Raw genomic sequence first — 25,089 nt, forward strand, 5'->3', positions numbered from 1 at the left:
GCTTTTCTTGTGAATGCAGCAGGTGTAACAGGACCGAAACACACGGTATTCCCGGGGTCCCGACGGCGTGGTCAGGCGCCCGTCTCGGCGATCAGTTCTGCGACCGCCCGCTCCACCGTGGCTCGCCGGATCGCGGCACGGTCGCCGGTGAGCGCGAGCTCGACGACCCGTGTCCCGGCGTCCGACGAGACACCGACGAACACGGTGCCCACGGCGCGGCCTCCCTGCGGATCGGGTCCGGCGACACCGGTGGTGGCGACGCCGAGGCCGGCCGGGCGGCCGTCGACGGCGAGACGGGTGCGCACGCCCTCCGCCAGCTGCGCGGCGACCTCCGGGTGCACCGGACCTTCGGCCGCGAGCAGGTCCGCGTCGACTCCGAGCAGCGAGTGCTTGAGCTGGGTCGCGTAGACCACCGCTCCCCCGAGCACGACGGCGGAGGCGCCCGGCACGCGGGTGAGCTCGGCGGTCAGCTCACCGCCGGTGAGCGACTCCGCGGCGGCGACGGTGGTGCCCGTCGCCCGCAGGCGTGCGATCAGACGGGCCGCGGGGTCGTCCGGGTCAGCCGGCGGCACGCTTCGCCCGCCGGCCTTTCCAGGCCTGCCAGAGGTAGTCGAAACCCGTGACCACGGTGAGGACCACCGCGGCCGTCATGAACACGCCGTTGACCCAGAAGACCCAGTCGCCCAGCACGGTCCAGAGCGGGAACAGTGCGAGGGAGATCGCGATGGACTGGACGATCGTCTTGATCTTGCCGCCGCGGGAGGCGGCGATGACGCCCTGCCGGATCACGACGAACCGGTACAGCGTGATGCCGACCTCGCGCACCAGGATGACGATGGTCACCCACCACGGCAGCTCCGCCAGGATCGAGAGCGCGATCAGCGCGCCCCCCGTGAGCACCTTGTCGGCGATCGGGTCGAGCAGCTTGCCGAGGTCGGTGACGAGGTTGTTGCGCCGCGCGATGGCCCCGTCGACACCGTCCGTGGCGATGGCGAGGACGAAGAGCACGGCCGCCGCCCAGCGCAGCCAGCCGTCGGCGCCCGCGTCAGCGAGCAGCATCCACACGAACAGCGGCGCGAGCAGGATGCGCACCACCGTGATCACATTGGGCACGTTCCAGTTGCTGGGCCGCGGGACCGGGGCGCCCGCGATCGGGGGTGTCTCGGACGTCATCGCGATGATCTACTCCCTGCCGGTCAGCTGCCAGGCGTCCTCGCCGGAGTCGCCCTCGACCTCAGGATAGCCCTCGGTCATCGCGGCGACGGGGTCGTCCCCGTAGCGGTCCTCGGTCGTGCTGTGCTCGTGACCGCCGGCAGCTGGAGCGGCAGGCGCCGCGGACGACGCGGGCGGGGCGGCGCTCGCAGGCGGCTCGGCCCCGCGCAGCCGCGCCAGCACCTCCGGGAGCTGCTCCGCCGTCACCAGCACATCGCGGGCCTTCGATCCCTCCGACGGGCCGACGATCTCGCGCGACTCGAGCAGGTCCATGAGGCGGCCCGCCTTGGCGAAGCCGACGCGGAGCTTGCGCTGCAGCATCGAGGTGGAGCCGAACTGCGACGAGACGACCAGCTCCGCCGCCGCGAGCAGCAGCTCGAGGTCGTCGCCGATGTCGGAGTCGATCTGCTTCTTCTCGGCGCCCGCCGTGACGTCCTGCCGGTACTCCGGGCGGGCCTGGCGTGTGACGTGCTCGACGACCTTCTGGATCTCGTCCTCGTTGACCCAGGCCCCTTGCACGCGGAGCGCCTTGGAGGCGCCCATCGGCAGGAAGAGCCCGTCGCCCTGGCCGATCAGCTTGTCGGCGCCCGGCTGGTCCAGGATGACGCGGGAGTCGGTGACGCTCGTCACGGCGAACGCGAGCCGTGAGGGCACGTTGGCCTTGATCAGGCCGGTGACGACGTCGACGGACGGCCGCTGCGTCGCGAGCACCAGGTGGATGCCCGACGCACGCGCCAGCTGCGTGATGCGCACGATCGAGTCCTCGACGTCGCGCGGGGCGACCATCATCAGGTCGGCGAGCTCGTCCACCACGACCAGGAGGTAGGGATACGGCTTGAGCTTGCGCTCGCTCCCGGCCGGCAGCACGATCTCGTCGTTGATGACGGCCTTGTTGAAGTCGTCGATGTGGCGGAAGCCGAAGCTGGCCAGGTCGTCGTAGCGCATGTCCATCTCCTTCACGACCCACTGCAGCGCCTCGGCGGCCTTCTTGGGGTTCGTGATGATGGGCGTGATCAGGTGCGGGACCCCGCCGTAGATCGTGAGCTCCACGCGCTTCGGGTCGATGAGGACCATGCGCACCTCGGACGGCGTGGCGCGCATCAGCAGGCTGGTGATCATCGAGTTGACGAAGCTCGACTTGCCGGAGCCGGTCGATCCCGCGACCAGGAGGTGCGGCATCTTCGCCAGGTTGGCGACGACGAACCCGCCGCCGACGTCCTTGCCGACGCCGATCGTCATGGGATGCGTGCTCTTGGCGGCGGCGGGCGAGCGCAGGATGTCGCCGAGCGAGACGATCTCACGGTCGGAGTTCGGGATCTCGACGCCGATCGCGCTCTTGCCCGGGATGGGCGAGAGGATGCGGACCTCGTTGCTCGCGACCGCGTACGAGAGGTTCTTGCTGAGCGCGGTCACGCGCTCCACCTTCACGCCGGGGCCGAGCTCGATCTCGTACTGCGTGACCGTCGGCCCGCGGGAGTACCCGGTGACCTTGGCATCCACCCCGAACTGCGTGAGCACCTCCGTGATCGCCGCGACGATCTCCTCGTTGGCACTCGACCGCGTCTTGGCAGGGGTACCCGCCGACAACATGGTGGCCGACGGGAGGCTGTATGGCGCGACCGGGCCGCTCTCGCCGTCGACGGACGTGGAGTCGTCGAAGTCGTCGGCGCCGGCCTGGAATCCGGGCAGGACCGCGGGGGCGCTACCCGGAGACGCGGCCGCGGCCGCGGCCGTCGGGGGCACTTCGCCCGTGAAGCGCTCGAGGGCGTCCTCCGCAAGGGCGAGCTCGCTGAGCACCTCCGTGTTGTAGTGATCGCTGGACGGGTCCGGCTCCAGGGCCGTGGCGAACTCGCCCTTGCCCCTCTTCGGCTCCCCGAAGACCTCCGTCAGGCTGTCACGCCCGGGGGCGTCGTAGTCGGGATCCTCTTCACGCTGCGACGTGTTGCGCCGCCACCAGGGGAGGTTGCCCGTGTGCTCCGACTCGTCGTCGTCGACGCCGTCGAGCGGCACCTGCTTGGTCTTGGCCTCCTTGGCGGCCTCGCGGGCCTCCTGGCGCTCCTCGTCCGTCGGCAGCTGTGCGCCGAACAGGTAGGCGTAGAGCTCGCGCATGCGGGCGGGCAGCTTGTTCGGCGGCGTCTTGGTGATGATGAAGAGGCTGAGGACGAGCAGCAGCACGACGACCGCGCCCGCGCCGTACGGCGTGATCACCATCGACAGAGGGGCGGCGATCAGCCAGCCGAGCACGCCCCCGGCCTGCGCGAGCGCCATCATGCCGTCGCTCGGCGTCGGGTGGTGGCTGAACAGGTGGCACAGCCCGGAGACCATGAGCAGCAGGATGCCGACCCCGATGCCGATGCGCGTGTTGTCGTGCACCGAGCTCGGGTGCCGGAACAGCCAGGCCGCGAAGAGCACCATGATGACCGGGAGCGCGAACGCGACCCGGCCGAAGAGACCGCCGAACGTCCAGGCGTCGAGGGTGCGGGCGATCTGGTCGTTGATCAGGAACCACTCGATCACCGCGCCCGCGACGGCGAGCAGCACGAGGAAGAACGGGAACCCGTCCCGGCGTTCCTCTTTGCTCAGCTTCTCCGGGCCGAGCGCACGGAAGGCGCCTCCTGTGAGGTGCGCCAGCCCCATCCAGGCGCGGACGAGGGGGCTCGGCGCGGCGTCGGCGGCCGGGTAGGCCACCGTCTTCTGGGCGGCGGTCTTGGACGCCGGCTTGCGCGCGCTCGAACCGCCGCGACCGGACCGGCCGGCGCGCGCGTTCGACTTGGTGCTCGTAGCCATGGGTCATACGGTACTTCTCACCCGCGACAGCACGCGGTTCCCGCGCCTGCAACCGGGAAATCCGCGCGTCAGCGCAGGGCGCGCACCATGACGTCGGCACGGTCGTCGGAGGCCACGGTCACGTAGCCCTCGCTCACGTAGAGCCGCTGCGCGAAGTTCGCGCGTTCCACGCTGAGGCTGAGCCGGGCGACGCCGCTCGCCGCCCCGCGCCGGGCGATCTCACGGAGGAGCGCCCGCCCGACGCCCTGCGCACGCCACTGCGGGTTCACCCCGAGCGTCAGCTCCGGCACCCCGACGGCGACGAAGCCCGATCCCGGCGCGTTCGCGGGGAACAGCCGCGCCCAGCACGCACCGACCGGAGTGCCGTGATGGTCCTCGGCGACACAGCCGAAGTCGCCGGGCCGCATCCAGCCGGCGATGTAGCGGGCCACGAACGGGTCCTCGAGCACGGTCACCCGGGGGCGTGCACGCAGCGCGTTCCAGTTGACCGCCTCGACGAGCATGTCGGCGAGGACCCGTGCGTCGTCGCCCGCCGCCGGGCGGATCCGGTACCCGCTCATGGGGGAACGCTACTCGCCCGGGTGTTTCCGGGAGGTTACGGATGCGGAGGCGACAGGCGTGCCTCAGTACCGGATCGCGTCGATGACCTTCACGCGCACCGCGACGAGGGCCGGGATCAACCCGGCGAGGGCGCCGACCGCGGTCGCCGCGACCAGGCCGATCACGGCGGCCTCCACCGGGAACGGCGGCGGGTCCGCCACCATCCCGCGACCGACGAGCTGCTCGACCCACGGGCTCTTCACGATGAGAATGGCGAGCCCGACCCCGGCGGCGCCGGCGACGACGGTGGCGACGACGCTCTCCATCATGACGGCGAAGAACACCCGCCCTCCGGTGGCTCCGAAGCTGCGGCGCACGCCGATCTCCCGGATGCGGTTGCGCACCGTCACGAGCGCGATGTTGACGAGCCCGAGCGCGCCGAGCAGCAGGATGAGGACGGCGATGCCCATCACGACCAGTTTGAGCGCGGCGAGCGGGTCCTCGGTCTGGTACGCCAGGTAGTCGGTGCGCGAGACGTCGACGGTGTTCGCGCCGAGCGCTGCGCCGAGCTCCGATCGCAGCGCGGCGGTCAGGGGATCGGCCAGCTCGGGAGGCACCCACGCTTCGACACCGTTCCCCATCGACGTGCCCGGAGCGATGAGCGCGTCCGTCCCCTCGACGAGCCCGTAGGCCATCGGGTAGTCGGGGTTGTCGGGGGTGCGGATCACCCCGATCACGACCGCCGTCACCGTGCCCTCCCCCGACCGGATGGTCGCCACCGGGTGCGCGGCGAGCGCCGGCGAGCCCAGCCGGTGCCAGAAGTCCTCGTTGACGACGAGCGCGGGAGCGAGGCGTTGCGTGTCGTCGTTGGTGAACCACCGGCCGCGCTGCACCATCGTGCGGTGCATCGTCGCGTAGTCCGGGTCCACCGTCTGCAGGGAGACGTCTGCGACACCCGTCCGGAACTGCACCGAGACGCTCCCGCCGCCGACACGCGACCAGTAGCGGATGGCGTGCCGCTCGGCCGCCGTCGCCCAGGCCTCGTCGAGCGTCACCGGGCCCCCGGCAGCCGGAAGCGAGGGATCCGACATCGGCCGCACCGCGATGAGGGCCGGGCGCCCGCCGTAGCGGTCGTTGCTCTCGGTGATGGACTGCTGCGCGATGTTGGCGAGGCCCACCACGGAGGTGAGTGCGCACACCGCGACGCCGACGCCGATCAACGACAGCAGCACGCGCCCGCGATGCACCCGGACCTCCTGCCAGGCCTCCACGATCGCGCCCCAGACGGTCTCGACCGCCCTCACGCCGCCACCTCGACGTCCGACGGCCGCAGGCGGCCCGCGTCCAGCCGGTAGCGGAGGTCCGCCCGCGCGGCCACTGCGGGATCGTGCGTGATGACGATGAGGGCGGCGCCGTTGTCGGTCGCGACCTCGTCGAGCAGGTCGATCACGGTCGCGCCCGTCTCGACGTCCAAGGCGCCGGTGGGCTCGTCGGCCAGAATCAGGCGCGGACCGCGGACGAGCGCGCGGGCGATGGCGACGCGCTGCTGCTCACCGCCGGACAGCAGCTCCGGACGGGCGTCGAGCCGGTGCCCCAGACCGACCCGGTCCAGCATCTCGGCCGCGATCGCGCGACGACGCCAGAAGGTGCGGCCGGACGCGTACAGCAGCGGGGTGGTGACGTTCTCCAGGGCGGTGCGCCCCTGCAGGAGGTTGAACTGCTGGAACACGAAACCCACCGACGCGCCGCGCAACCGGTCGCGGCGGCGGGAGCTCAGGCGCGCCGCGGGAATGTCGTCGAACCACAGCTCGCCCGACGTCGGGCTGTCGAGCAGCCCGAGGATGTTCAGGAGCGTCGACTTGCCCGATCCCGATCGCCCGACGACCGAGATCCGATCGTGGGGCGCCACGTCGAGGTCGACCCCGTGGAGGATCGTGAGCGGCTCCGCGTCCGGGATGGGGACGGTCTTGGTGACGCCCTCCAGCCGCAGCAGACTCATGAACCGACCGGCCCGGTGCACACCACGCCGCCGTCCGGCATGGCGGCGCAGCCGTCGCCGGTGCTCTGCGGCGCGCCGGGCACGAACTCGAGGATGGAGTCCCCCTCGGCCAGGCCCTCCGTGATCTCCACGGAGGTGCCGTCGGTCAGTCCCAGCACGACGGGCTTCTCCACGGGGGTGCCGTCGTCCCCCGTCACATAGACGACACCCTTCTGCGCGGAGCCTTTGACCGCGGTCGTCGGCACGGTGAGCACTCCCTCGGCACGGCCAGCCGACATCGTCACCGTCGCGGTGAGGCCGGGGAACACGGTGACATCCGCAGGCACAGCGCAGCGGACGGTCGCGCTCACCGCGCCGGACGCGGCTCCGGTCTGCGGCGCGGCGCCCTGCTGCGTGTCGGAGGCCGTGGGAGGCGGGGTCGAGATGGTCAGGCCGGTGCAGGTGAACGGGGCAGGGCCGCCCTTCACGGTGACCGTGGCCTCCGTCGGACGAGCGGTGAGCCGGTACTGCTGCTCCGCGGGCAGGGAGGCGGTGACCGAGAAGGTGGGCGGCGCGACGGAGGCGACTTTGTCGCCGATGGCGACCGCCTGACCCGTCAGCACCGGCAGCTCGCTCACGACGCCGCCGATCGGCGCGGTGACCTCGACGTACGTGACCTTCGGCTTCTGCTCCGTGACCACGACCTCCCCGTCTGGTCCGGTCTGCTGGATCGGGTCGCGGGGCGTCTCCACCTTCACGTCGAAGAGCAGGGCGCCTTCGCCGACGGCCTGGCCGACCGCGACCTGGACCTTGTTGACGGTCCCGGCCGCGCCGGAACGCACCGGTGCGGCGTCGTCGGCGACGATCGAGCCGCTCGCCGAGACGTCATTGACGATCGTTCCCTTCTGCACTGTGGTGACCGGATCGCTCAGCTCGGCCGTCGGGACGGCCGGATCGGCCGGCTTCTCCCCGTCCGGGAAGAACGCCAGCTTGACCAGCGCGACGGCGATCGCCGCCACCAGGACCGTCCTGATGGCGGGGAACACCCAGCGTCGCACAACCCCCATCTGCTGCCTCTCGTCTGCGGGCGTCGTCGCCCGGTTCTGTGCGCGCGGGCTCCCCGGCCCGCGCGCGCTCCCTCACGCCTCGATGACGAGCGGGACGATCATCGGCCGGCGGCGGTAGCTGGTGTTGACCCAGCGGCCGACCGTGCGGCGCACGACCTGCGACAGCGCGTGCGAGTCGCGTACGCCGTTGCCGGCCGCCTCCGCCAGCGCCGCGGCGATCTTGGGCTTGACGGTGTCGAACACCGCGTCGTCCTCCGCGAAGCCGCGGGCGTGGATCTCCGGTCCGGTCACGATGCGCCCGGTCGCGGCCTCCACGACGACGATGATCGAGATGAAGCCCTCCTCGCCGAGGATGCGGCGGTCCTTGAGGTCGGCGTCGGTGATCTCTCCGACGCTCGAGCCGTCGACGTAGACGAAACCGAGGTCGAGCTGGCCGACCACGCGGGCGACGCCGTCGCGCAGGTCGACGACCGTGCCGTCCTCCGCCAGGATCGCGTTCTTCTCGGGCACCCCGGTGTCGATCGCGAGCTTCGCGTTGGCGACCAGGTGCCGGTACTCGCCGTGCACCGGCATGACGTTGCGCGGCTTCAGGATGTTGTAGCAGTAGAGCAGCTCGCCCGCGGCGGCGTGGCCCGAGACGTGCACCTTGGCGTTGCCCTTGTGGACGACGTTGGCGCCGAGCTTGGTGAGGCCGTCGATCACGCGGTAGACCGCGTTCTCGTTGCCCGGGATGAGGCTGGAGGCGAGGATCACGGTGTCGCCGGGGCCGACCTCGATCTGGTGGTCCAGGTTGGCCATGCGGGCGAGCACGGCCATCGGCTCCCCCTGCGACCCGGTGGACATGTAGACGATCTTGTCGTCCGGCAGGTCCGCGGCCTTCTTGTAGTCGATCAGCACACCCTCGGGCACCTTGAGGTAGCCGAGCTCGGCGGCGATGGTCATGTTGCGGACCATCGAACGGCCGAGGAGGGCGACGCGGCGTCCGTTCGCGTGTGCGGCGTCGAGCACCTGCTGCACGCGGTGCACGTGGCTCGAGAAACTCGCGACGATCACGCGGCGCGGCGCGCGGGCGATGACGTTGTCGAGCACCGGCCCGATCGAACGCTCGAGCGGGGTGAAACCGGGGACGTCGGCGTTGGTGGAATCGGCGAGGAAGAGGTCGACGCCCGCCTCGCCGAGACGGGCGAACGCGCGCAGGTCGGTGATCCGGTCGTCGAGCGGGAGCTGGTCCATCTTGAAGTCGCCGGTGTGCAGGACGACACCGGCCGGGGTCGTGATGGCGACGGCGAGGGCGTCGGGGATGGAGTGGTTGACCGCGACGAACTCGAGGTCGAACGGTCCGAGCTGCTCATGCTGCCCCTCGGTGACGGAGAGGGTGTACGGCTGGATGCGGTGCTCCTTGAGCTTCGCCTCCACGAGGGCCAGGGTCAGGCCGGAACCGATCAGCGGGATGTCGGCCCGCAGCTTGAGCAGATACGGGACGGCGCCGATGTGGTCCTCGTGTCCGTGCGTGAGCACGACGCCGAGCACGTCGTCGAGACGGTCGCGGACGGGCGCGAAGTCCGGCAGGATCAGGTCGACGCCGGGCTGGTTCTCCTCGGGGAACAGCACGCCGCAGTCGACGATGAGCAGCTTGCCCTCGTACTCGAAGACCGTCATGTTGCGGCCGATCTCGCCGAGACCGCCGGTGGGGATGATGCGGAGCGTTTCGGGTTCGAGCGCGGGCGGGTCGGTGACCAGGTTGGGCATATGCCCTCCTCAGGGTGTTTCGTGTGAAGTCGGGGGCGCGTCGGCGCCCGGGCCGTTGGTGGCGGCGGCCCCTACCGCGTGGTCCCGGCGATCTTGGGGAGCGCTCCACCGGCGGCCGCGTTGCGGTCCGGCCGGAAGTTGGAGAAGTCCACACCGGGGATGTCCTTGACGAGATCGAGCTCGTCCTCGATCTGAGCGGCCTCCCACTCCTCCGGGCCGACGAGCGGCAGCCGGACGCGGGGGCTGGAGATGCGGCCGAGGCCGTGGAGGATGTACTTCGCGGCGACCGTGCCGGGCACGTGGGTCATCACCGCGCGCACCAGAGGCTCGAGCTTGCGGTGCGCCGCGGTCGCCGTCGCGAGATCGCCGGCGTTGACGGCGTCGACGATCTGCCGGTACGGGGTCGGAGCGATGTTCGCCGTCACGCCGATCAGCCCGCTGGCGCCGATCGCCAGGTGCGGCAGGACGTTCGCGTCGTCGCCCGAGAAGTAGAGCAGGTCGGTCTGGTTGAGCACCCGGCTGACCTCGCTGAAGTCGCCCTTGGCGTCCTTGATGGCGAGGACATTCGGGTGCTTGGCGATGCGCAGGATCGTCTCGTACCTGATGGGGACTCCGGTGCGGCCCGGGATGTCGTACAGGATGACCGGGAGGTCGGTCGAGTCGGCGATCATCCGGAAGTGCGTGAGGATGCCCGCCTGGGTCGGCTTGTTGTAGTACGGGGTGACGACCATGACGCCGTCGGCCCCGGCCTTCTCGCTCTGCCGGTACAGCTGGATGGCGTGAGCGGTCTCGTTGGAACCGCCGCCGGTGATGATCTTGGCGCGGCCGCCGGAGACCGACTTGCCGATCTCGACCAGGCGGAGCTTCTCCGGGTCGGTCAGTGTCGAGGTCTCCCCCGTCGTCCCCGTGACGACGATGCCGTCCGCTCCCGCGGTGATGACGTCGTCGATGTGCTTCTCCACGCCGGCCCAGTCGACTTCGCCATCGGCGGTGAACGGGGTGACCAGGGCGACGAGCACCTGGCCGAACGGGTTCGCGGAGGAAGACATGGCACCAGGCTATCGGTACGCGACCGGGCCGCGCCTCCCCGGCGACCCGGCAGCGCTGTCACAGTGCGACACACGGGATGCGCCCGGGCGTGCCGGGCGCGTAGGGTCGCCCCACCATGAACGGCATCGCAGCGCTCGGCATCCTGCTCGCCCTGGTGGCCACGGCCACCGCGGCCGGCCTGGTCTGGCGCGCCACCACGGGGCGCGCGCGGTCCGCCCGGCGCGCGGACACCGTCCGCGCGGCCGAGGTGGGCGCGAGCGCCTTCGGCGAGCGCGCGACCCTGCTCCAGTTCTCCACCGAGTTCTGCGCCCCGTGCGCCGCCACGGCGCGCGTGCTCGAGGCGGCCGCGCGCGAAGAGGAGGGCGTCGCCCACGTCGACGTCGACCTCACGGAGCGCCCCGATCTCGCCCGCCGTTTCGCGGTGCTGCAGACCCCCACCACCCTCGTGCTCGACGGCACGGGCGTCATCCGCGCCCGCATCGGCGGGGCGGCACGGCCCGCCGACGTGCGCGGCACCCTCGACCGCATCCTCGGGAGCGACCATGTCACAGCCTGACCAGACCGCCGGCATCGACCCGCGGTCTCCGCGCTTCGGAGCGGGCATCACCGCCGCCCTGCTCCTCGTCGACGTCTTCCTCGCCCTCGTCGGGGCGACGACCGCGGCCGCCGCCCTCCTCCTGGCGATCGCGCTGCTGTTCGCCTGGGGAGCGTTCGCGGGCATCCGCCGCCACCCCTACGGCGTGCTCTACCGCCGGCTCGTGCAGCCACGTCTCGGGCCGCCCGCCGAGCGCGAGGACCCGGCCCCGCCGACGTTCGCGCAGGGCGTCGGCCTCGTCGTCACCGGTCTGGGGCTGCTGCTCCACCTGCTCGGCGTTCCGTACGCGCTGCCGGTCGCGGCCTCCCTCGCGTTCGTCGCCGCCTTCCTGAACTCCGTGTTCGGGTACTGCCTGGGCTGCCAGCTCTACCTGCTGCTCGTCCGTGCAGGCCTCGTCCGCCGGGGGACGCAGGCGGGTGGCCCGGCCGTCTGAGCACCGAAACCGGGAATCCCCCGGACGCCGGCCGTGCGATCCCTCCTCGCCAGTAGTCTGGACGGGCCCGCCGCGACCGCGACGGAGGAACAGGAGCACTCATGGCCGTCACCAGCGAATCCACCACCGTCTGGACCGGAGACCTCAAGTCCGGCTCCGGGAGCGTCACCCTCGACTCCTCGAACGCTGCACAGCTTCCCGTCACCTGGAAGGCGCGGTCGCAGGGCGGCGGCGACGTCACGACGCCGGAGGAACTGCTGGGAGCCGCGCACGCGGCCTGCTTCTCGATGGCCTTCTCGAACATCCTGACCGAGTTCGGCTCGGCCCCCGAGAGCATCCGCACGACCGCCGCTGTCACCTTCGACCCCGCGTCGGGCATCACCGGCAGCCACCTCACGGTCCAGGCGACGGTCCCGGGCCTCTCGAACGAAGACTTCCAGCGCCTCGCCGACGAGGCCAAGAGCGGTTGCCCGGTCTCCCGCGCGCTGGTCGGCATCCCGATCACCCTCGACGCCTCCCTGGCCTGAGCCGTGCAGGTGCTTGTCGCCGGGGCGTCCGGCATGATCGGCACCGAGCTCACCCGTCAGCTCGTCGCGGCGGGCCATGAGGTGCGACGCCTCGTGCGCCGCCGCCCGCAGTCCGCGGATGAGTTCCACTGGTCGCCGTCCAGCCGCATGATCGACGTCAACCTGATGGAGACGGCCGACGCGGTCGTCAACCTCTCGGGCGCGTCACTGAACCACCTGCCGTGGACGGCCGCGACGAAGCGGCGCATCCTCTCCTCCCGGCTGGAAGCGACGGGGACCCTCACCGATGCGATGCGTCAGGCGGCCGCGCCGCCCGCGGTGTTCCTGAGCGGCTCGGCCGTCGGGTACTACGGCGACCGGCCCGGCCAGACGCTGACCGAGGCGTCCGCCAAGGGCACGGGGTTCCTCTCCGATGTCGTCGAGGCGTGGGAGACCGCGGCGCGACTGGCGCCGGAGAAGACGCGCGTCGCGCTGCTGCGCACGGGGCTCGTGATCGGTCGCGGGGGTGCCATGAAGCCGCTGCTCCCGCTCGCACGGCTCGGCCTCGCCGGGCCGATCGCGGGCGGCGGGATGCACTGGCCCTGGGTCGGCCTCCACGACGAGGCCGCCGCCATCGTGCACCTGCTCACCTCGACTCTGGACGGCCCTGTGAACATCGTCGGCCCCACGCCGTCGACCGCGGGCGGTGTGCTGCGCGCCCTCGCACGCGCGGTGCACCGGCCGTACGGCCTCCCGGTACCCGAGAAGGCCGTCACGCTCGCACTGCGCGACGCCGGGCGCGAACTGCTGCTCGCGAGCCAGAAGGTCGTGCCGGAGCGGCTGCTCGCCGACGGCTTCGTCTTCCGCGACACCACTGTGGCAGAGGCGATGGAGCACCTCGTGCGCGCCGGGACGGCCTGAGGCCGTCGGCGCTCAGCTGCGCGCCGCGCGCGCCTCCGCGCGGTGGAGCCGGATCGAGGTGCGAAGCGCCTCGCGGGCCCGCCGCCGGTCGCCGGACGCGTCGTAGGCGAGGCCGAGGCGGAACCAGGCGCGCCAGCTCTCGGGCGCGGCCTCCACCTCCGCCTTGTAGGTCGGAAAATCGGCGTCCGCCGCATCCCGCAGCGGACGTCCGCTCGCGCGGTGCGGCAGCTGCTCGACCGGGAGGCCCCCCTCGGCGTCCAGGATCCGCACGAGCTTCTCGGTCTGCGCGCCGAACAGCAGCTCCCGGCCGATCGCCCAGGCCGCGATGATCGGCAGCACGACGAGCGCGATTCCCATCACCACACCGACGATCTCGCCGGTCGCGATCAGCATGATCGAGCGCTGGAAGACCAGCACCAGGTAGACGAGCAGGATGATCGCCATCACGATGGCGGCGACGCGGTTCCTCACGGCGGCCTCAGCGCTCGCGCACGGTGGGTCGCGGCGGCTCGCCGTCCGGCCCGGCGATGCCGAGGTCGACCAGGGCGTCGAGGCCGACCGTGACGCCCGACGCCGTGGCGGCGGCCCGCAGCGCGAGCAGGATGCCCGCCTCGTACGCCTGCGGCCCGACCGTGTCGTGGTGGATGGTCAGAGTCTCGCCAGGGCCCCCGAAGACCACCCGCTGCTCGGCGACGACGCCGCGCATCCGAAGGCTGTGGATGGGCACGCTGGCGACCTGCTGGCCCCGCGCGCGCTGATCGGTGTGCGGCGCGTCCACCGGCCCCCGGGCGGCCCGGGCGGCGCCGATCAGTTCGGCCGTGCGCACCGCGGTCCCCGACGGCGAGTCGACTTTGGTTGCACCGTGAGTCTCGATGATCTCGATGGAGTCGAAGAAGCGGGCGGCCACCGTGGCGAAGGCGGTGCCGAGCGCGGAGCCCAGCGAGAAGTTCGGAATGACGACCGCCCCCTGTCCCTCGTGCTCGGCGACGCGGCGCTCGAGGTCGAGGATGCGGTCGGCCGACCACCCGGAGGTGCCGACGAGCACGTTCAGCCCGTGGTCGACGGCGAACGCGACGATCCCGGGGCTCACCTGCGGCAGGGTCATGTCGACGAGGACGTCGGCGCCGAGCATGTCGTCGAGCGCCGACGACGAGCCCAGGGTCGCGACGAGCTCGAGGTCGTCCGCCTGCTCGATGAGCCGGACGGCCACGCTTCCCAGTTTTCCGCTCGCCCCCGCGACGGCCACGCGAATAGTCACCCGCCCAGCCTACCCGGGCGCCGCGCCGCTCCTGTCGCGCACGGGCGCGGGGATTACCCTGGACCGATGGTGTCTTTCGCAGACGTCGCCGTCACCGACGCGACCGCCCACCGCATGCTCGCCGCCTACTTCGCCGAGCGCGCGCAGACCTTCCCCGCGACCCAGGGCGCCTATCGCACGACCTTCCCGGACCCCGGGCAGTTCGTCGCCCCGGCGGGCGTCTTCCTGCTGGCGTACGACGACGACGAGGAGGCGGGCTGCGGCGGCATCCGCGAGCTGGGCGTGCCCGATGCCGATCTCGAGGAGGGGATGCCCGTCGTGCGCTACGAGATCAAGCACCTCTGGGTGGCGCCGGCGCACCGCGGCCACGGGCTCGGCCGCACCATCCTCTCCGAGCTCGAGCACCGCGCCCGCGGCTTCGGCGCCACCGAGGTCGTGCTCGACACGAACGCCAGCCTGGAGGCGGCGGGCGGACTCTACCGTTCGCACGGCTACGAGGAGATCCCGCCCTACAACGACAACCCGAACGCCACGGACTGGTTCCGCAAGCGGCTCGACGTCGGCTAGACGGGCTGCAGCTCCGGCAGGCCGGTGCGGAGCTCCACCGGCAGGTGGCCGAGGTCGTTGTGCACGACCAGCACCGGCGGCTTGGCGGAGCGCACGCGGATGATCGTCAGCCCGCAATTGGCCTGGTTGAGGCCGAGCCAGCGCCAGGCGGGGGCGTCGAACACGTGACGCACGAACCAGCCGATGACGAAGTTGTGGGTGACGAGGAGGTCGTGCCTGTCGCCGAGGGCGGGGGTGAGGAACTCCCCCACGGCGTCGTCCATCTGTGCGCGGCCCGCTTCGATCTCCGCCTCCGTCACCGAGCCGAAGAACGACTCGAACGCCTTGGGCATGTCCGGCGTCGGACCGGAGGGGATGCAGTCGAACAGCAGGCTGGACGGCTCGGGCAGCAGCGCGGGCATCCGCTCGGCCATGATCGAGGCCGTCTCGGCCGCGCGCACGAGCGGCGAGTGGTACATCGCCGTGAACGGGATGCCGCTCAACCGTTCGGCGATCAGCTGCGCCTGCCGCTTGCCGCGCGGGGAGAGCGGGCCGTCCGGCAGGCCGTGCTCGGCGTCCTGCTGCTCGCCGTGTCGGACGAGGTAGAGGTAGTGGGGCACCGGGGAGACCTTTCGCAGAAGTCGTTCGAAGGAGGCGGATCAGGGAGCGAGACCGGCGAACATCCCGTCGGTCACGCTCCCCACCGCAGAGACCGAGACCGGGCGGTCTGCCAGGTCTCGGGCGAGGTCGCGCACATCGTCGGCGGTGACGAGGTGCAGGCGACGGAGGCTTTCGTCCAGATCGGCGAACTCGCCTAGGCTGATCTCGGCCCGCCCGAGGCGGGACATCCGGGTGTCGGAGTCCTCGAGGGCGAGCGCCGCCCCGCCGGAGAGCTGCCCGACGGCGCGGTGCAGCTCGTCGGGGGTGATCCCCCCGTCGGCGAGGCGGTGCAGCTCGGCGAGCATCAGCTCGGCGACCTGACGGGCCTTGGCCGGCGCGCAGCCGGCGTAGAGCCCGAAGACCCCGGCGTCCGAGTAGGAGCCGGAGAAGGAGTAGACGGTATACGCGAGACCGCGCCGCTCGCGGATCTCCTGGAAGAGCCGGCTGGACATCCCGCCGCCGAGTACGGAGTTGAGAACGCTCATGGCCGTGCGACGCTCATCGGTGGCGACGATGCCGGGCACGCCGATCAGGAGGTTCGCCTGCTCGGTCGGGCGCTGCACGGTGACGAGGGCGGCACCGCGCTCGATCGCGGCGGCCGAGGAGGAGCGGCGGTCCACCGGGTCGGCGGCGCGCTCGGGGTCCCAGCCCGCGGCGGCGAGCGCACGCACGACCCCGTCGACGAGCAGGTCGTGGTCGACGGCCCCCGCGGCGGCGATCACGAGATCCTGGGGCCGGTAGTTCGCCTGGTAGTGGGACCACACGGCGTCGCGCGTCGCGGCACGGATGGTCTCCGGGCGGCCGCCGATCGGGCGCCCGAGCGGGTGAGCGCCCAGGACCGCCTGGAACAGCCGTTCGTTCGCGACGTCTCCCGGGTCGTCCTCCGCCATCGAGAGCTCCTCCAGGATGACCCCGCGCTCGTTCTCGAACTCGACCGGGTCGAGGAGGGACGAGGTCAGCATGTCGCCGATGACCTCCACCGCCATGGCCAGGTCGCGATCCTGCACCTTGGCGTAGTAACAGGTGTACTCCTTGGCTGTCATCGCGTTGTGCTCGCCGCCGACCGCGTCGAACGCGATCGCGATGTCGAGGGCCGTTCGCGAGCGTGTGCCTTTGAACAGCAGGTGCTCGAGGAAGTGGGTGGAGCCGAGGCTGCCGGGGACGTCCGCCGTCTCGTCGCGCGAGCCGACCGCGACCCAGTAGCCGAGGGTCGCGCTACGTGCGCCGGGAACCTGCTCGCTGAGCACGCGGACGCCGCTGGGGAGGACGGTGCGCCGGACCAGCGCGTCGCCGGATGCGGCGAACGAGAGGTCGGCCAGACCGAGCGGGAGGTCGACTGCGCTGTTCATCCCCTCCACCCTACGCCAGCGGCTTCGGAATGCCTGAGACTCTCCGATGAGGACAAACAGACTGGTCTGTCTACCTATATACTGAACTCACCACACGGACCGGTCGCATCCCCCGGACCCCCGTCCCGACCGGCCCGGTGGTTCCCAACCGCCGAGGAGGCATGCACCGCCTCCCGTGACAGAAGGAGTCGCGCCCGATGGTCGTAAGCGCCCGAGCGACGATCCGGCCCCCAGCGCCGTCGAAGATCAAGATCCTCGCCACCGCGGACGAGCTCTTCTACGAGGAGGGCATCCACACCGTCGGCGTCGATCGCATCATCGCGGGCGCCCGGGTCACGAAGGCGACGTTCTACAAGCACTTCCGCTCCAAGGACCTCCTCATCATCGCGTACGTCGAAGGCCGCGACCGGCAGGTGCGCGAGTGGTTCGCGGAACTCGAGCAGGCCGGCGCGGACCCGCGCGACATCGCGCGCGCGCTCGTCGACTCGATCAACGAGGAGGCCGTCCGTCCCGGATTCCGCGGCGACCCGTTCATCAACGCGGCCGCGCAGTTCGCCGACGAGAGCCACCCCGTCCGCGTCGCCGTCACCGCGCACCGCGACTGGTATGCGAAGCGCATCGAGCAGCTGTTCCGCGAGATCGGCCACCCCCGCCCGGGAGACGCGGCGGACGACCTCATCCTCGCGCGCGACGGCGCCCTCGCCGGCGGCTACGTCGGCGACCCGATCGCCGCGGGCGCCGCACTCCACCGCTCCCTGCAGCGCATCCTCGGCGAGGCGTAGCGCTCCTCCCCTGCTCCGACGCCCGACCTCCGGAACTCCGGAGTTCCGTCGCGCCACGCCGCAGAAATCGCCGTAACTCCGGAGCTTCGTCGCCGGACGGCGCACATCTCCGGAACCACTCGGCGCGCAGGCGGGAGCGACCGCGGCGCACCTGGTAGATCCGGAGATCTGAGCCGGGCGGCCGGATATCTCCGGAGGTACGGTGCCGTGAGCGGCGTGTCGGAGCGAGACTCCGGAGTTCCGGACGTTTCGCCGCGCTTCTACGGCGCGGCACGGCTGAGCGAATCTCCAGATATCCGGAGGCACCGGCGCGCGTGCGCGGAGGGGGCGACGGCTACTCGGAGACGCGGTCGAGGTCGAGCATCTGGGCGCGGGTGAGGCGGATGCCGGCCCCGGCCATCAGGGCGTCGACCTGGTCGGGGCGACTGGCGCTCGCGACGGGCGCCGCGATGCTGCGCTTGGCGAGCAGCCAGGCGATGGCGACGCTGGCGGGCTGCACACCGTGCTCGGATGCGATCCGGTCGACGACGGCGAGCACGCGCTGGCCGCGGCGGTTGACGTACGCCGACGCGCGCACACTGCGGGCGCCCGCCGTGAGGTCGGACTTCGAGCGGTACTTGCCGGTGAGGAATCCGTTGGCGAGCGCGTAGTACGGCATGACGGACAGACCCTGCGCGGCCGCGACGATGCGCAGGGCGCTCTCGAACTCGGCGCGGTGCATGAGGTTGTACTGCGTCTGGATGGCGACGAACTTCGGCAGGCCGGACGAGGCCAGGATGCGCGCCTCGATCAGCCGGTCCGCACCGAAATTCGACGCGGCGAGGTAACGGACCTTGCCCGACTCGATCAGCCACTCCGCGGTCGCGAGGCTGTCCTCCAGCGGGACCTCGGGATCGTCGTCGTGGAAGTACAGCAGGTCGATGTGATCCGTCTGGAGACGCTCGAGGGAGGCCTCCACCGCACGCACGATGCTCACGGAGCCGAGACCCGGGTTCTCGTGGTGCCGGCCGACCTTGGTGGCGACGACGAGCTGGTCGCGGTTGCGGCGCTCGCGCATCCACTTGCCGATGAGGACCTCGCTGCGCCCGCCGACGTAGCTGTCGGCGGTGTCGATGAAGTCGCCGCCGAGCGCGGTGAAGCGATCGAGGATGGCGAGTGAGGTGTCGCCGTCGGCCGTCCAGCCGAAGACGCTCGCGCCGAGCGAGAGCGGATAGACGGTCAGGTCGCTCTCGCCGATGCGGCGCGGGGCGATGATCGAAAGGGGACCCGTGCGCTCCAGCGCCGGATCGATGTCGAGCGGTCCGCCGGTGTCGGTGGAGGGATCGACCACCGGCGTCGCGACCGGTGCGGTGCGCAGGCCGACCGTCTCGAGAAGGCGCAGGGGAAGCAGTTGCGGCATCACATCCCCCTGCACCCGATCCTGGCTCTGACCGGCCGGATCGTCGTATCGAATCGATTCGAGAATGGTCTACTCCCGAACTGTACTTGCAGAGTACGGCAAACCCCCGACCCGCCAGCCCGGAAACGGGTGAACTGCAGCAGAAACCTTGGTCACGGTTTCATCACGGTTGCGGGGCCGCGATCGGCGGAACGGCGCGGCGGACCACGGCACGCGCGTGCGCCAGCACCGGGCCGTCGACCATGCCGCCGCGGAAGCGGAACACCCCTCCCCCGGCGGCGTCCGCGGCGGCCAGCAGCGCACGCGCGGTCGCCTCCTCCTCGGCGGTCGGCCGATAGGCCGCGCGGATGGTCTCGACCTGCCCCGGATGGATGCACGCCGTCGCCGCGAACCCCACCGCGACCGCGTCCTCCGCCTCCGCCCGCAACCCCGTCAGATCGGCGATGTCGAGGTGCACGGTGTCCACGGCGTGGATGCCGGCTGCCCCCGCCGCGAGCAGCACTGCGGAGCGGGCGTGCCGGGCGACATCGCGGTACGTCCCGTCCGCATGACGACTCGATGAGCCACCCACGGAGGCGACGAGGTCCTCCGCGCCCCACATGAGCGCGAGCGCGTTCTCCGCACGCGCCAGCTCCGGCGCCGCGAGCACTCCCGCGGCCGTCTCGCACAGCGCGATGACATCCATCCCCCCGAGCCGGGCGAGGTCGGAGGCGCGCTCCGCCTTGGGCAGCATGACGGCGCGGTACGGCGTCTGCTCCAGCGCGGCCAGATCGGCGTCGTGGTCGTCGGAGCCGGCCGGGTTCACGCGCACGATCACGCGCGCCGGATCGAGCTGCGAGGCGGCGAGCGCCTCCCGTGCCGCGGGGCGGCGGCCGGGGTCCACCGCATCCTCCAGGTCGAGGATGACGGCGTCGGCGCGCTCGAGCGCCTTCGCGTACCGGTCGGGACGATCGGCCGGGCAGAACAGCAGCGCCGGACCCCACGGGAACGCGGGCGCCGTCATGTCGCCGCCCGCTCGTGCGCCGCCCTGGTCCACACCATGACCTGACGGGTGGCGGTCGCGACGACCACGCCGTCCTGATTGCGGCCGGTGTGCTCCAGCGTCACGATGCCCTGACCCGGGCGGGAGGCCGAGAGGCGCTTGGCGGTGACGACGGTCTCCGCGTAGAGAGTGTCGCCGTGCCGCATCGGGTGCGGGAACGCCACCTGCCCGAAGCCCAGGTTCGCGACGATCGTGCCCTGCGTCAGCTGCGCCACCGACAGGCCGACCAGCGTCGAGAGGGTGAGCATCGAGTTGATCAGGCGCTCGCCGAACGGCTGGCCGTCCGACCACGCGGCGTCGAGGTGCAGCGCCTGCGTGTTCATCGTCAGCGTCGTGAAGAGCACATTGTCGGCCTCGGTGAGCGTGCGGCCCGGACGGTGCCGGTAGCGCACGTCCTCCTCCAGCTCCTCGTAGTACAGGCCGCGCTGCTCGATCTCCCTCACGGCGTCTGCTCCAGATCGACGGTCAACGGCGCGCCGGTCGCGGCGACGACCTCGTCGACCGTGACCCCCGGGGCGACCTCGCGCAGCACCAGCCCCGCTTCCGTGACGTCGATGACGGCGAGATCCGTCACGATGCGGTCGACGCACCCCGCGCCCGTGAGCGGGAGCGTGCACGCGCGGAGGATCTTGGGTCGGCCCTCGCGGTCGACGTGGTCCATCATCACGATGAGCCGCTTGGCGCCGAAGACGAGGTCCATCGCGCCGCCCATGCCCTTGACCATCTTGCCGGGGATCATCCAGTTGGCGAGGTCGCCGGTCTCCGACACCTCCATGGCCCCGAGCACGGCCACGTCGACATGGCCGCCGCGCACCATGCCGAAGGAGAGCGACGAGTCGAAGTAGGCGGCGCCCGGTTCGACGGTCACCGTCTCCTTGCCGGCGTTGATGAGGTCGGGGTCGACGTCGTCGTCGGCCGGATACGGCCCCACCCCGAGCACGCCGTTCTCCGAGTGCAGGATGACCTCCACACCGGCCGGGATGTAGTTCGGGATGAGGGTCGGCATCCCGATCCCGAGGTTGACGTACTGGCCGTTGCGCAGCTCGCGGGCAACGCGCGCGGCGAGCTCGGTGCGGGTGAGGCTCATGCGGTGCTCCCTTCGTGGACGGTGCGGCGCTCGATGCGCTTCTCCGCGCCCGGCGCGTGCACGACGCGCTGGACGAAGATGCCCGGGCAGTGCACCGCTCCCGGGTCGATCTCGCCGGGCTCGACGAGCTCCTCCACCTCCGCGACGGTGACACGGCCGGCCATCGCGGCGAGCGGGTTGAAGTTCATCGCGGCGGCGTGGAAGACGAGGTTGCCGTGCCGGTCGCCCTTCGCGGCGTGCACGAGCGCGAACGCGGGGCGGAGGGACTCCTCGAGGACGTAGTCCGCTCCGGCGAAGCTCCGCACCTCCTTCGGCTCGGACGCGACCGCCACCGACCCGTCCGGCGCGTAGCGGCGCGGCAGGCCGCCGTCGGCGATCTGCGTGCCGACCCCCGCCGGCGTGTAGAACGCGGGGATCCCCGCCCCTCCCGCCCGCAGCTTCTCGGCGAGCGTGCCCTGCGGGGCGAGCTCCACCTCCAGCTCGCCCGAGAGGAACTGTCGCGCGAACTCCTTGTTCTCGCCCACGTACGAGCTGATCATCTTGCGGATCCGCCGCTCGGCGAGCAGCAGCCCGAGGCCCCAGTCGTCGACGCCGCAGTTGTTGCTCACCACCTCCAGGTCGGTCGTCCCGGCCTCCAGCAGTGCCCCGATCAGGGCGCTCGGGATGCCGCACAGCCCGAAGCCGCCGACCGCGAGAGTCGCGCCGTCGCCGATGTCGGCGACGGCCTCGGCCGCCGTGCCCACCGTCTTGTCGATCACGGTTCCTCCTGTCTCGTGCTGCCGGGTCAGGCGTCGAAGCCGAGGGCCCGCGAGATGACCATCAACTGCACCTCCGACGTGCCCTCGCCGATCTCCAGGATCTTCGAGTCACGGTAGTGCCGCGCCACGGGGCTCTCGTTGAGGAACCCGTAGCCGCCGAAGATCTGCGTCGCGTCCCGCGCGTTGTCCATGGCGGCCTCGCTGCACACCAGCTTCGCGATCGATGCCTCCAGCTTGAAGGGCTGCCCCGCCATGAGCTTCGCGCAGGCGTCGTAGTAGGCCAGGCGCGCGGTGTGCACTCGCGCCTGCATCCGGGCGATCTTGAACGCGATGTACTGGTTGGAGCCGATCGGGCGGCCGAACACGTTCCGGCTCCGGGAGTAGCGCAGCACCTCCTCCAGGCAGCCTTGCGCCGCGCCCGTGCACAGCGCGGCGAACGCAACGCGGCCCTCGTCGAGCGTGGCGACGAAGTTCGCGTATCCGCGGCCGCGCTCCCCGAGCAGGTTCGCCTCGGGCACGCGCACGTCGGTCAGCGTGAGCGGATGGGTGTCGGACGTGTGCCAGCCGACCTTGTCGTACGGTTCCCCGGCCACGAAGCCCGGAGTGGGCACGGGGACCAGGATGGCCGACAGCTCCTTCTTGATGGAGCCGTCGGCGCGGCGGCTCTCGCCGGTCACGGCGGTGATGGTGACCAGGCGGGTGATCTCACTGCCGGAGTTGGTGATGAACTGCTTGCTGCCGTTGATCACCCACTCGCCGTCGCGCAGTTCGGCGGTCGTCTTCGTGCCCGCGGCGTCGGATCCGGCGTCGGCCTCCGTCAGACCGAACCCGGCGAGCGCCTCCCCGCGCGCCAGCATCGGCAGCCACTCCTGCTTCTGCTCTTCGGTGCCGCTGCGGAACACCGGCATGGCGCCCAGGCCGACCCCGGCCTCCAGGGTGACGCCGATCGACTGGTCGACGCGGCCGAGCTGCTCGACGGCGAGGCAGAGCGAGAGGTAGTCCTTGCCCTGGCCTCCGTACTCCACCGGGAACGGGAGGCCGAACAGCCCCATCGCGCCCATCTCGGCGATGATCTCGTACGGCAGGCTGCGGCGCGTGTCGTAGTCGTAGGCGGCGGGGGCGACGACGGTGTCGGCGAAGTCGCGCACGCGGTCGCGCAGGCGGCGCTGCTCGTCGGTGAGCACGAAGCCGGCGATGTCGTGATCGGCGGCGGTCTGCGCCGGTCGGGTCATCTGCATGGTCATGGGGTTCCTGTCTGTTGTGGTGACTGTCCCTGGTGGTGAGCGGCGACCGGCGATCGTGTCGGGTCGTCGCCGTCCGCCGCGATCGGCGGGAGCTCGGAGGAAGCGGCGGGGGCGGTGTGCTCGTCCAGGTCGACGGCGGCGACCAGCTGGTCCCGGCGCACGAGATCGCCGGGAGCGACGTGCAGGCGGACGGTCCCCGCCACGGGCGCGAGCAGGCGGTGCTCCATCTTCATCGCCTCGACGACGGCGAGGGTGTCGCCCGCCGCCACGGCGTCCCCGTCCACGACGGGCACGGCCACGACGGTCCCCGGCATGGGCGATCGGACCTCCGGGTGCGCGGCGGCCTCGCCGCGGTCGAGGGCGGCCAGCTCGTCCGCCAGCCGCTCCTCCCTGCTGCGGAGCCGGAGCGCGCGCACACGACCGCCGGCGGCGAGCCAGACTGCGCCGCCGTCGCACACGCTGTCGTAGGCGGAGGTGATGCCGTCGAGCGTCAGGAGGGCGCGGTCGGGAGCCCCGCCGGCGCCCGGCCGCACGGTCAGCGCGGCCGTGTGCGTCGACTCCCCCACGGTGACCGCGGAGCCCTGCGCCGAGACGGCGACCGGCACACCGTCGACCTCGTACCGGACCGCGCGCGATCCGCTCATCCGCCAGCCGGACGGGGCGGCCCAGAGCGGGCCGACGACGGCAGCGGTCGCGGCCGTGCGCTCGCGATGCGCGAGCAGGGCGGCCAGGACGAGCTCGGCGACGGCGGGCGGGGCGGGCTCCCGGTCGGAGTGGCGGCGATCGATCAGGGTCGTGTCCATCGTCCCCTCGAGGACATCGGGGTCGGCGAGCAGTTCTCGCAGCCACGCGACGTTTCCGGTCGCGCCCAGGATGCTCGTCCCGGCCAGCGCGGCGTCGAGGCGCGCGATCGCCGTCGCGCGGTCCTCGCCCCAGGCGATCACCTTGGCGAGCATCGGATCGTACTCCGTCACGACCGCGAGACCGGGCGCGAGTCCGCTGTCCACGCGCACGCCCTCGCCGTCCGGCTCGCGGAGCGCGAGCACCGTGCCACCGCCGGGCAGGAAGCCGCGCTCCGGATCCTCCGCGTAGACGCGCGCCTCCACCGCATGCCCGTCGAGATGCACGTCCGCTTGCGCGAACCCCAGCGGCTCCCCCGCCGCGATGCGCAGCTGCCACTCGACCAGGTCGAGACCGGTGACGAGCTCGGTGACGGGGTGCTCCACCTGCAGTCGCGTGTTCATCTCCATGAAGAAGAACTCGCCGGGGGCGTCGGCCGAGACGAGGAACTCGACCGTCCCGGCACCGCGGTAGCCGACGCTGTCGGCGACCCGGCAGGCCGCCCGGCCGATCCGGTCCCGTGTCTCCGCGTCGAGGAGGGGCGACGGCGCCTCCTCGATCACCTTCTGGTGCCTCCGCTGCAGCGAGCACTCGCGCTCGCCGAGGTGCACGACGGATCCGTGCCCGTCGGCGAGAACCTGCACCTCGATGTGGCGCGGGGAGTCGACGAGCCGCTCCAGGAACAGGGTGTCGTCGCCGAACGCGGACGCGGCGACCCGCCGGGCGGCCCGGAGCGCCTCGGGCAGGTCGGCGGCCGCGCGGACCGCCTGCATCCCCTTGCCGCCACCGCCGGCGGACGGCTTCACCAGCACCGGGTAGCCGATGCGCTCGGCGGCGGCGATCAGGGCGTCGTCGCCGAGGCCCGGCACGGCGATGCCGGGGATGGTCGGGACGCCGTGCGCCTCGACCTCGCGCTTCGCGGCGATCTTGTCGCCCATGATCTCCAGGGCGTGCACACCGGGGCCGACGAAGGCGATCCCGGCGTCCGCGCAGGCCTGAGCGAGCGCGGCGTTCTCGGAGAGGAACCCATAGCCGGGGTGCACCGCCTGCGCCCCGGTCGCGGTCGCCGCGGCGACGATCGCGTCCACGTCGAGGTAGCTCTCTCGGGCCGGGGCCGGTCCGAGCCGCACGGCGAGGTCGGCCAGGGCGACGTGCGGGGCGTCGCGGTCGGCGTCGCTGTAGACCGCGACGGAGCGGATCCCGAGCCGGCGGAGGGTGCGGATGACACGACAGGCGATCTCGCCGCGGTTGGCGACGAGGACGGAGGAGAACGGCACGGTCATCGC

Annotated in this window: 26 protein-coding genes; 6 read left to right on the forward strand and 20 right to left on the reverse strand. The window is 71.8% G+C overall.

Going from position 1 to position 25,089, the window contains the following annotated elements:
• Positions 1-71: 71 nt before the first annotated feature.
• From IT072_RS12940 to dapA, 9 genes are all read right to left on the reverse strand, one after another.
• Positions 72-536 carry a CinA family protein gene (locus IT072_RS12940; protein ID WP_223360974.1) on the reverse strand — a complete coding sequence of 155 codons (465 nt, stop codon included), beginning with the start codon at positions 534-536 and terminating at the stop codon, positions 72-74.
• A gap of 22 nt (positions 537-558) precedes the next feature.
• On the reverse strand, positions 559-1,173 hold the full coding sequence (gene pgsA, locus IT072_RS12945; protein WP_223357212.1) for a CDP-diacylglycerol--glycerol-3-phosphate 3-phosphatidyltransferase: 615 nt from the start codon (positions 1,171-1,173) through the stop codon (positions 559-561).
• Positions 1,174-1,182: 9 nt separating this feature from the next.
• Positions 1,183-3,999 carry an FtsK/SpoIIIE family DNA translocase gene (locus tag IT072_RS12950; RefSeq protein WP_223357213.1) on the reverse strand — a complete coding sequence of 939 codons (2,817 nt, stop codon included), beginning with the start codon at positions 3,997-3,999 and terminating at the stop codon, positions 1,183-1,185.
• 68 nt (positions 4,000-4,067) lie between these two features.
• Positions 4,068-4,559, reverse strand: a complete 492-nt coding sequence (locus tag IT072_RS12955; RefSeq protein ID WP_223357214.1) for a GNAT family N-acetyltransferase — start codon at positions 4,557-4,559, stop codon at positions 4,068-4,070.
• A gap of 63 nt (positions 4,560-4,622) precedes the next feature.
• Positions 4,623-5,843 carry an ABC transporter permease gene (locus IT072_RS12960; RefSeq protein ID WP_223357216.1) on the reverse strand — a complete coding sequence of 407 codons (1,221 nt, stop codon included), beginning with the start codon at positions 5,841-5,843 and terminating at the stop codon, positions 4,623-4,625.
• Positions 5,840-6,538 (reverse strand): ABC transporter ATP-binding protein, encoded by a 699-nt coding sequence (locus IT072_RS12965; RefSeq protein ID WP_223357218.1) that lies wholly within the window; start codon positions 6,536-6,538, stop codon positions 5,840-5,842. The genes IT072_RS12960 and IT072_RS12965 overlap by 4 nt, the downstream gene beginning before the upstream one ends.
• Positions 6,535-7,584, reverse strand: coding sequence for an efflux RND transporter periplasmic adaptor subunit (locus tag IT072_RS12970; protein ID WP_223357220.1), 1,050 nt, complete (start codon positions 7,582-7,584; stop codon positions 6,535-6,537). Before IT072_RS12970 ends, IT072_RS12965 begins: the two co-directional genes overlap by 4 nt.
• A gap of 72 nt (positions 7,585-7,656) precedes the next feature.
• Positions 7,657-9,333 carry a ribonuclease J gene (locus IT072_RS12975; RefSeq protein ID WP_223357222.1) on the reverse strand — a complete coding sequence of 559 codons (1,677 nt, stop codon included), beginning with the start codon at positions 9,331-9,333 and terminating at the stop codon, positions 7,657-7,659.
• A gap of 71 nt (positions 9,334-9,404) precedes the next feature.
• Positions 9,405-10,382 (reverse strand): 4-hydroxy-tetrahydrodipicolinate synthase, encoded by a 978-nt coding sequence (gene dapA, locus IT072_RS12980; RefSeq protein ID WP_223357224.1) that lies wholly within the window; start codon positions 10,380-10,382, stop codon positions 9,405-9,407.
• A 116-nt stretch (positions 10,383-10,498) separates the two neighbouring features.
• On the opposite strand from dapA, the gene IT072_RS12985 reads away from it, so the two are divergent.
• The 4 genes from IT072_RS12985 to IT072_RS13000 all read left to right on the forward strand — a co-directional run bounded on the left by IT072_RS12985 (position 10,499) and on the right by IT072_RS13000 (position 12,838).
• Positions 10,499-10,939: a TlpA family protein disulfide reductase gene (locus IT072_RS12985; protein WP_223357226.1), complete on the forward strand. Its 441-nt coding sequence runs from the start codon at positions 10,499-10,501 to the stop codon at positions 10,937-10,939.
• On the forward strand, positions 10,926-11,411 hold the full coding sequence (locus IT072_RS12990) for a DUF4395 domain-containing protein (RefSeq protein WP_223357228.1): 486 nt from the start codon (positions 10,926-10,928) through the stop codon (positions 11,409-11,411). Before IT072_RS12985 ends, IT072_RS12990 begins: the two co-directional genes overlap by 14 nt.
• A gap of 101 nt (positions 11,412-11,512) precedes the next feature.
• Positions 11,513-11,938 carry an OsmC family protein gene (locus tag IT072_RS12995; protein WP_223357236.1) on the forward strand — a complete coding sequence of 142 codons (426 nt, stop codon included), beginning with the start codon at positions 11,513-11,515 and terminating at the stop codon, positions 11,936-11,938.
• A gap of 9 nt (positions 11,939-11,947) precedes the next feature.
• Positions 11,948-12,838 (forward strand): TIGR01777 family oxidoreductase, encoded by an 891-nt coding sequence (locus IT072_RS13000; protein WP_327058909.1) that lies wholly within the window; start codon positions 11,948-11,950, stop codon positions 12,836-12,838.
• Positions 12,839-12,850: 12 nt separating this feature from the next.
• Here IT072_RS13000 and IT072_RS13005 read toward each other — a convergent pair whose 3' ends face one another.
• Positions 12,851-13,309, reverse strand: coding sequence for a hypothetical protein (locus IT072_RS13005; RefSeq protein WP_442786761.1), 459 nt, complete (start codon positions 13,307-13,309; stop codon positions 12,851-12,853).
• Positions 13,310-13,316: 7 nt separating this feature from the next.
• Positions 13,317-14,096: a 4-hydroxy-tetrahydrodipicolinate reductase gene (gene dapB / locus IT072_RS13010; protein WP_223357239.1), complete on the reverse strand. Its 780-nt coding sequence runs from the start codon at positions 14,094-14,096 to the stop codon at positions 13,317-13,319.
• A 66-nt stretch (positions 14,097-14,162) separates the two neighbouring features.
• Between dapB and IT072_RS13015 the strand changes: the two genes are divergently transcribed.
• Entirely contained in the window at positions 14,163-14,663 is a 501-nt protein-coding gene (locus IT072_RS13015; RefSeq protein WP_223357240.1) for a GNAT family N-acetyltransferase, read from the forward strand.
• Here the strand turns inward: IT072_RS13015 and IT072_RS13020 are convergent.
• Positions 14,660-15,262: a histidine phosphatase family protein gene (locus IT072_RS13020; protein WP_223357241.1), complete on the reverse strand. Its 603-nt coding sequence runs from the start codon at positions 15,260-15,262 to the stop codon at positions 14,660-14,662. The two genes, IT072_RS13015 and IT072_RS13020, sit on opposite strands and share 4 nt — an antisense overlap.
• 39 nt (positions 15,263-15,301) lie before the next feature.
• A complete protein-coding gene (locus tag IT072_RS13025) occupies positions 15,302-16,651 on the reverse strand; it encodes a M16 family metallopeptidase (protein ID WP_223357242.1) in 1,350 nt (449 codons plus the stop codon).
• Between the two features lie 197 nt (positions 16,652-16,848).
• Between IT072_RS13025 and IT072_RS13030 the strand changes: the two genes are divergently transcribed.
• Positions 16,849-17,433, forward strand: coding sequence for a TetR/AcrR family transcriptional regulator (locus tag IT072_RS13030; RefSeq protein ID WP_223357243.1), 585 nt, complete (start codon positions 16,849-16,851; stop codon positions 17,431-17,433).
• A gap of 334 nt (positions 17,434-17,767) precedes the next feature.
• On the opposite strand, the gene IT072_RS13035 is transcribed toward IT072_RS13030, so the two are convergent.
• The 7 genes from IT072_RS13035 to IT072_RS13065 all read right to left on the reverse strand — a co-directional run bounded on the left by IT072_RS13035 (position 17,768) and on the right by IT072_RS13065 (position 25,086).
• On the reverse strand, positions 17,768-18,832 hold the full coding sequence (locus IT072_RS13035) for an aldo/keto reductase (RefSeq protein WP_223357244.1): 1,065 nt from the start codon (positions 18,830-18,832) through the stop codon (positions 17,768-17,770).
• Between the two features lie 163 nt (positions 18,833-18,995).
• On the reverse strand, positions 18,996-19,835 hold the full coding sequence (locus tag IT072_RS13040) for an HpcH/HpaI aldolase/citrate lyase family protein (protein ID WP_223357246.1): 840 nt from the start codon (positions 19,833-19,835) through the stop codon (positions 18,996-18,998).
• Positions 19,832-20,317 carry a MaoC family dehydratase gene (locus tag IT072_RS13045; protein ID WP_223357249.1) on the reverse strand — a complete coding sequence of 162 codons (486 nt, stop codon included), beginning with the start codon at positions 20,315-20,317 and terminating at the stop codon, positions 19,832-19,834. Before IT072_RS13045 ends, IT072_RS13040 begins: the two co-directional genes overlap by 4 nt.
• Entirely contained in the window at positions 20,314-20,961 is a 648-nt protein-coding gene (locus IT072_RS13050) for a CoA transferase subunit B (protein WP_223357250.1), read from the reverse strand. Before IT072_RS13050 ends, IT072_RS13045 begins: the two co-directional genes overlap by 4 nt.
• Positions 20,958-21,719, reverse strand: a complete 762-nt coding sequence (locus tag IT072_RS13055) for a CoA transferase subunit A (protein ID WP_223357252.1) — start codon at positions 21,717-21,719, stop codon at positions 20,958-20,960. Before IT072_RS13055 ends, IT072_RS13050 begins: the two co-directional genes overlap by 4 nt.
• A gap of 26 nt (positions 21,720-21,745) precedes the next feature.
• Complete coding sequence (locus tag IT072_RS13060) at positions 21,746-22,963, reverse strand: acyl-CoA dehydrogenase family protein (protein ID WP_374758265.1); 1,218 nt, start codon at positions 22,961-22,963, stop codon at positions 21,746-21,748.
• Positions 22,960-25,086 carry an acetyl/propionyl/methylcrotonyl-CoA carboxylase subunit alpha gene (locus IT072_RS13065; protein ID WP_223357254.1) on the reverse strand — a complete coding sequence of 709 codons (2,127 nt, stop codon included), beginning with the start codon at positions 25,084-25,086 and terminating at the stop codon, positions 22,960-22,962. The genes IT072_RS13060 and IT072_RS13065 overlap by 4 nt, the downstream gene beginning before the upstream one ends.
• Between the last annotated feature and the right edge of the window lie 3 nt (positions 25,087-25,089).

The sequence above is a fragment of the Leifsonia sp. ZF2019 genome (genome assembly GCF_019924635.1).
Taxonomy (GTDB): domain Bacteria; phylum Actinomycetota; class Actinomycetes; order Actinomycetales; family Microbacteriaceae; genus Leifsonia.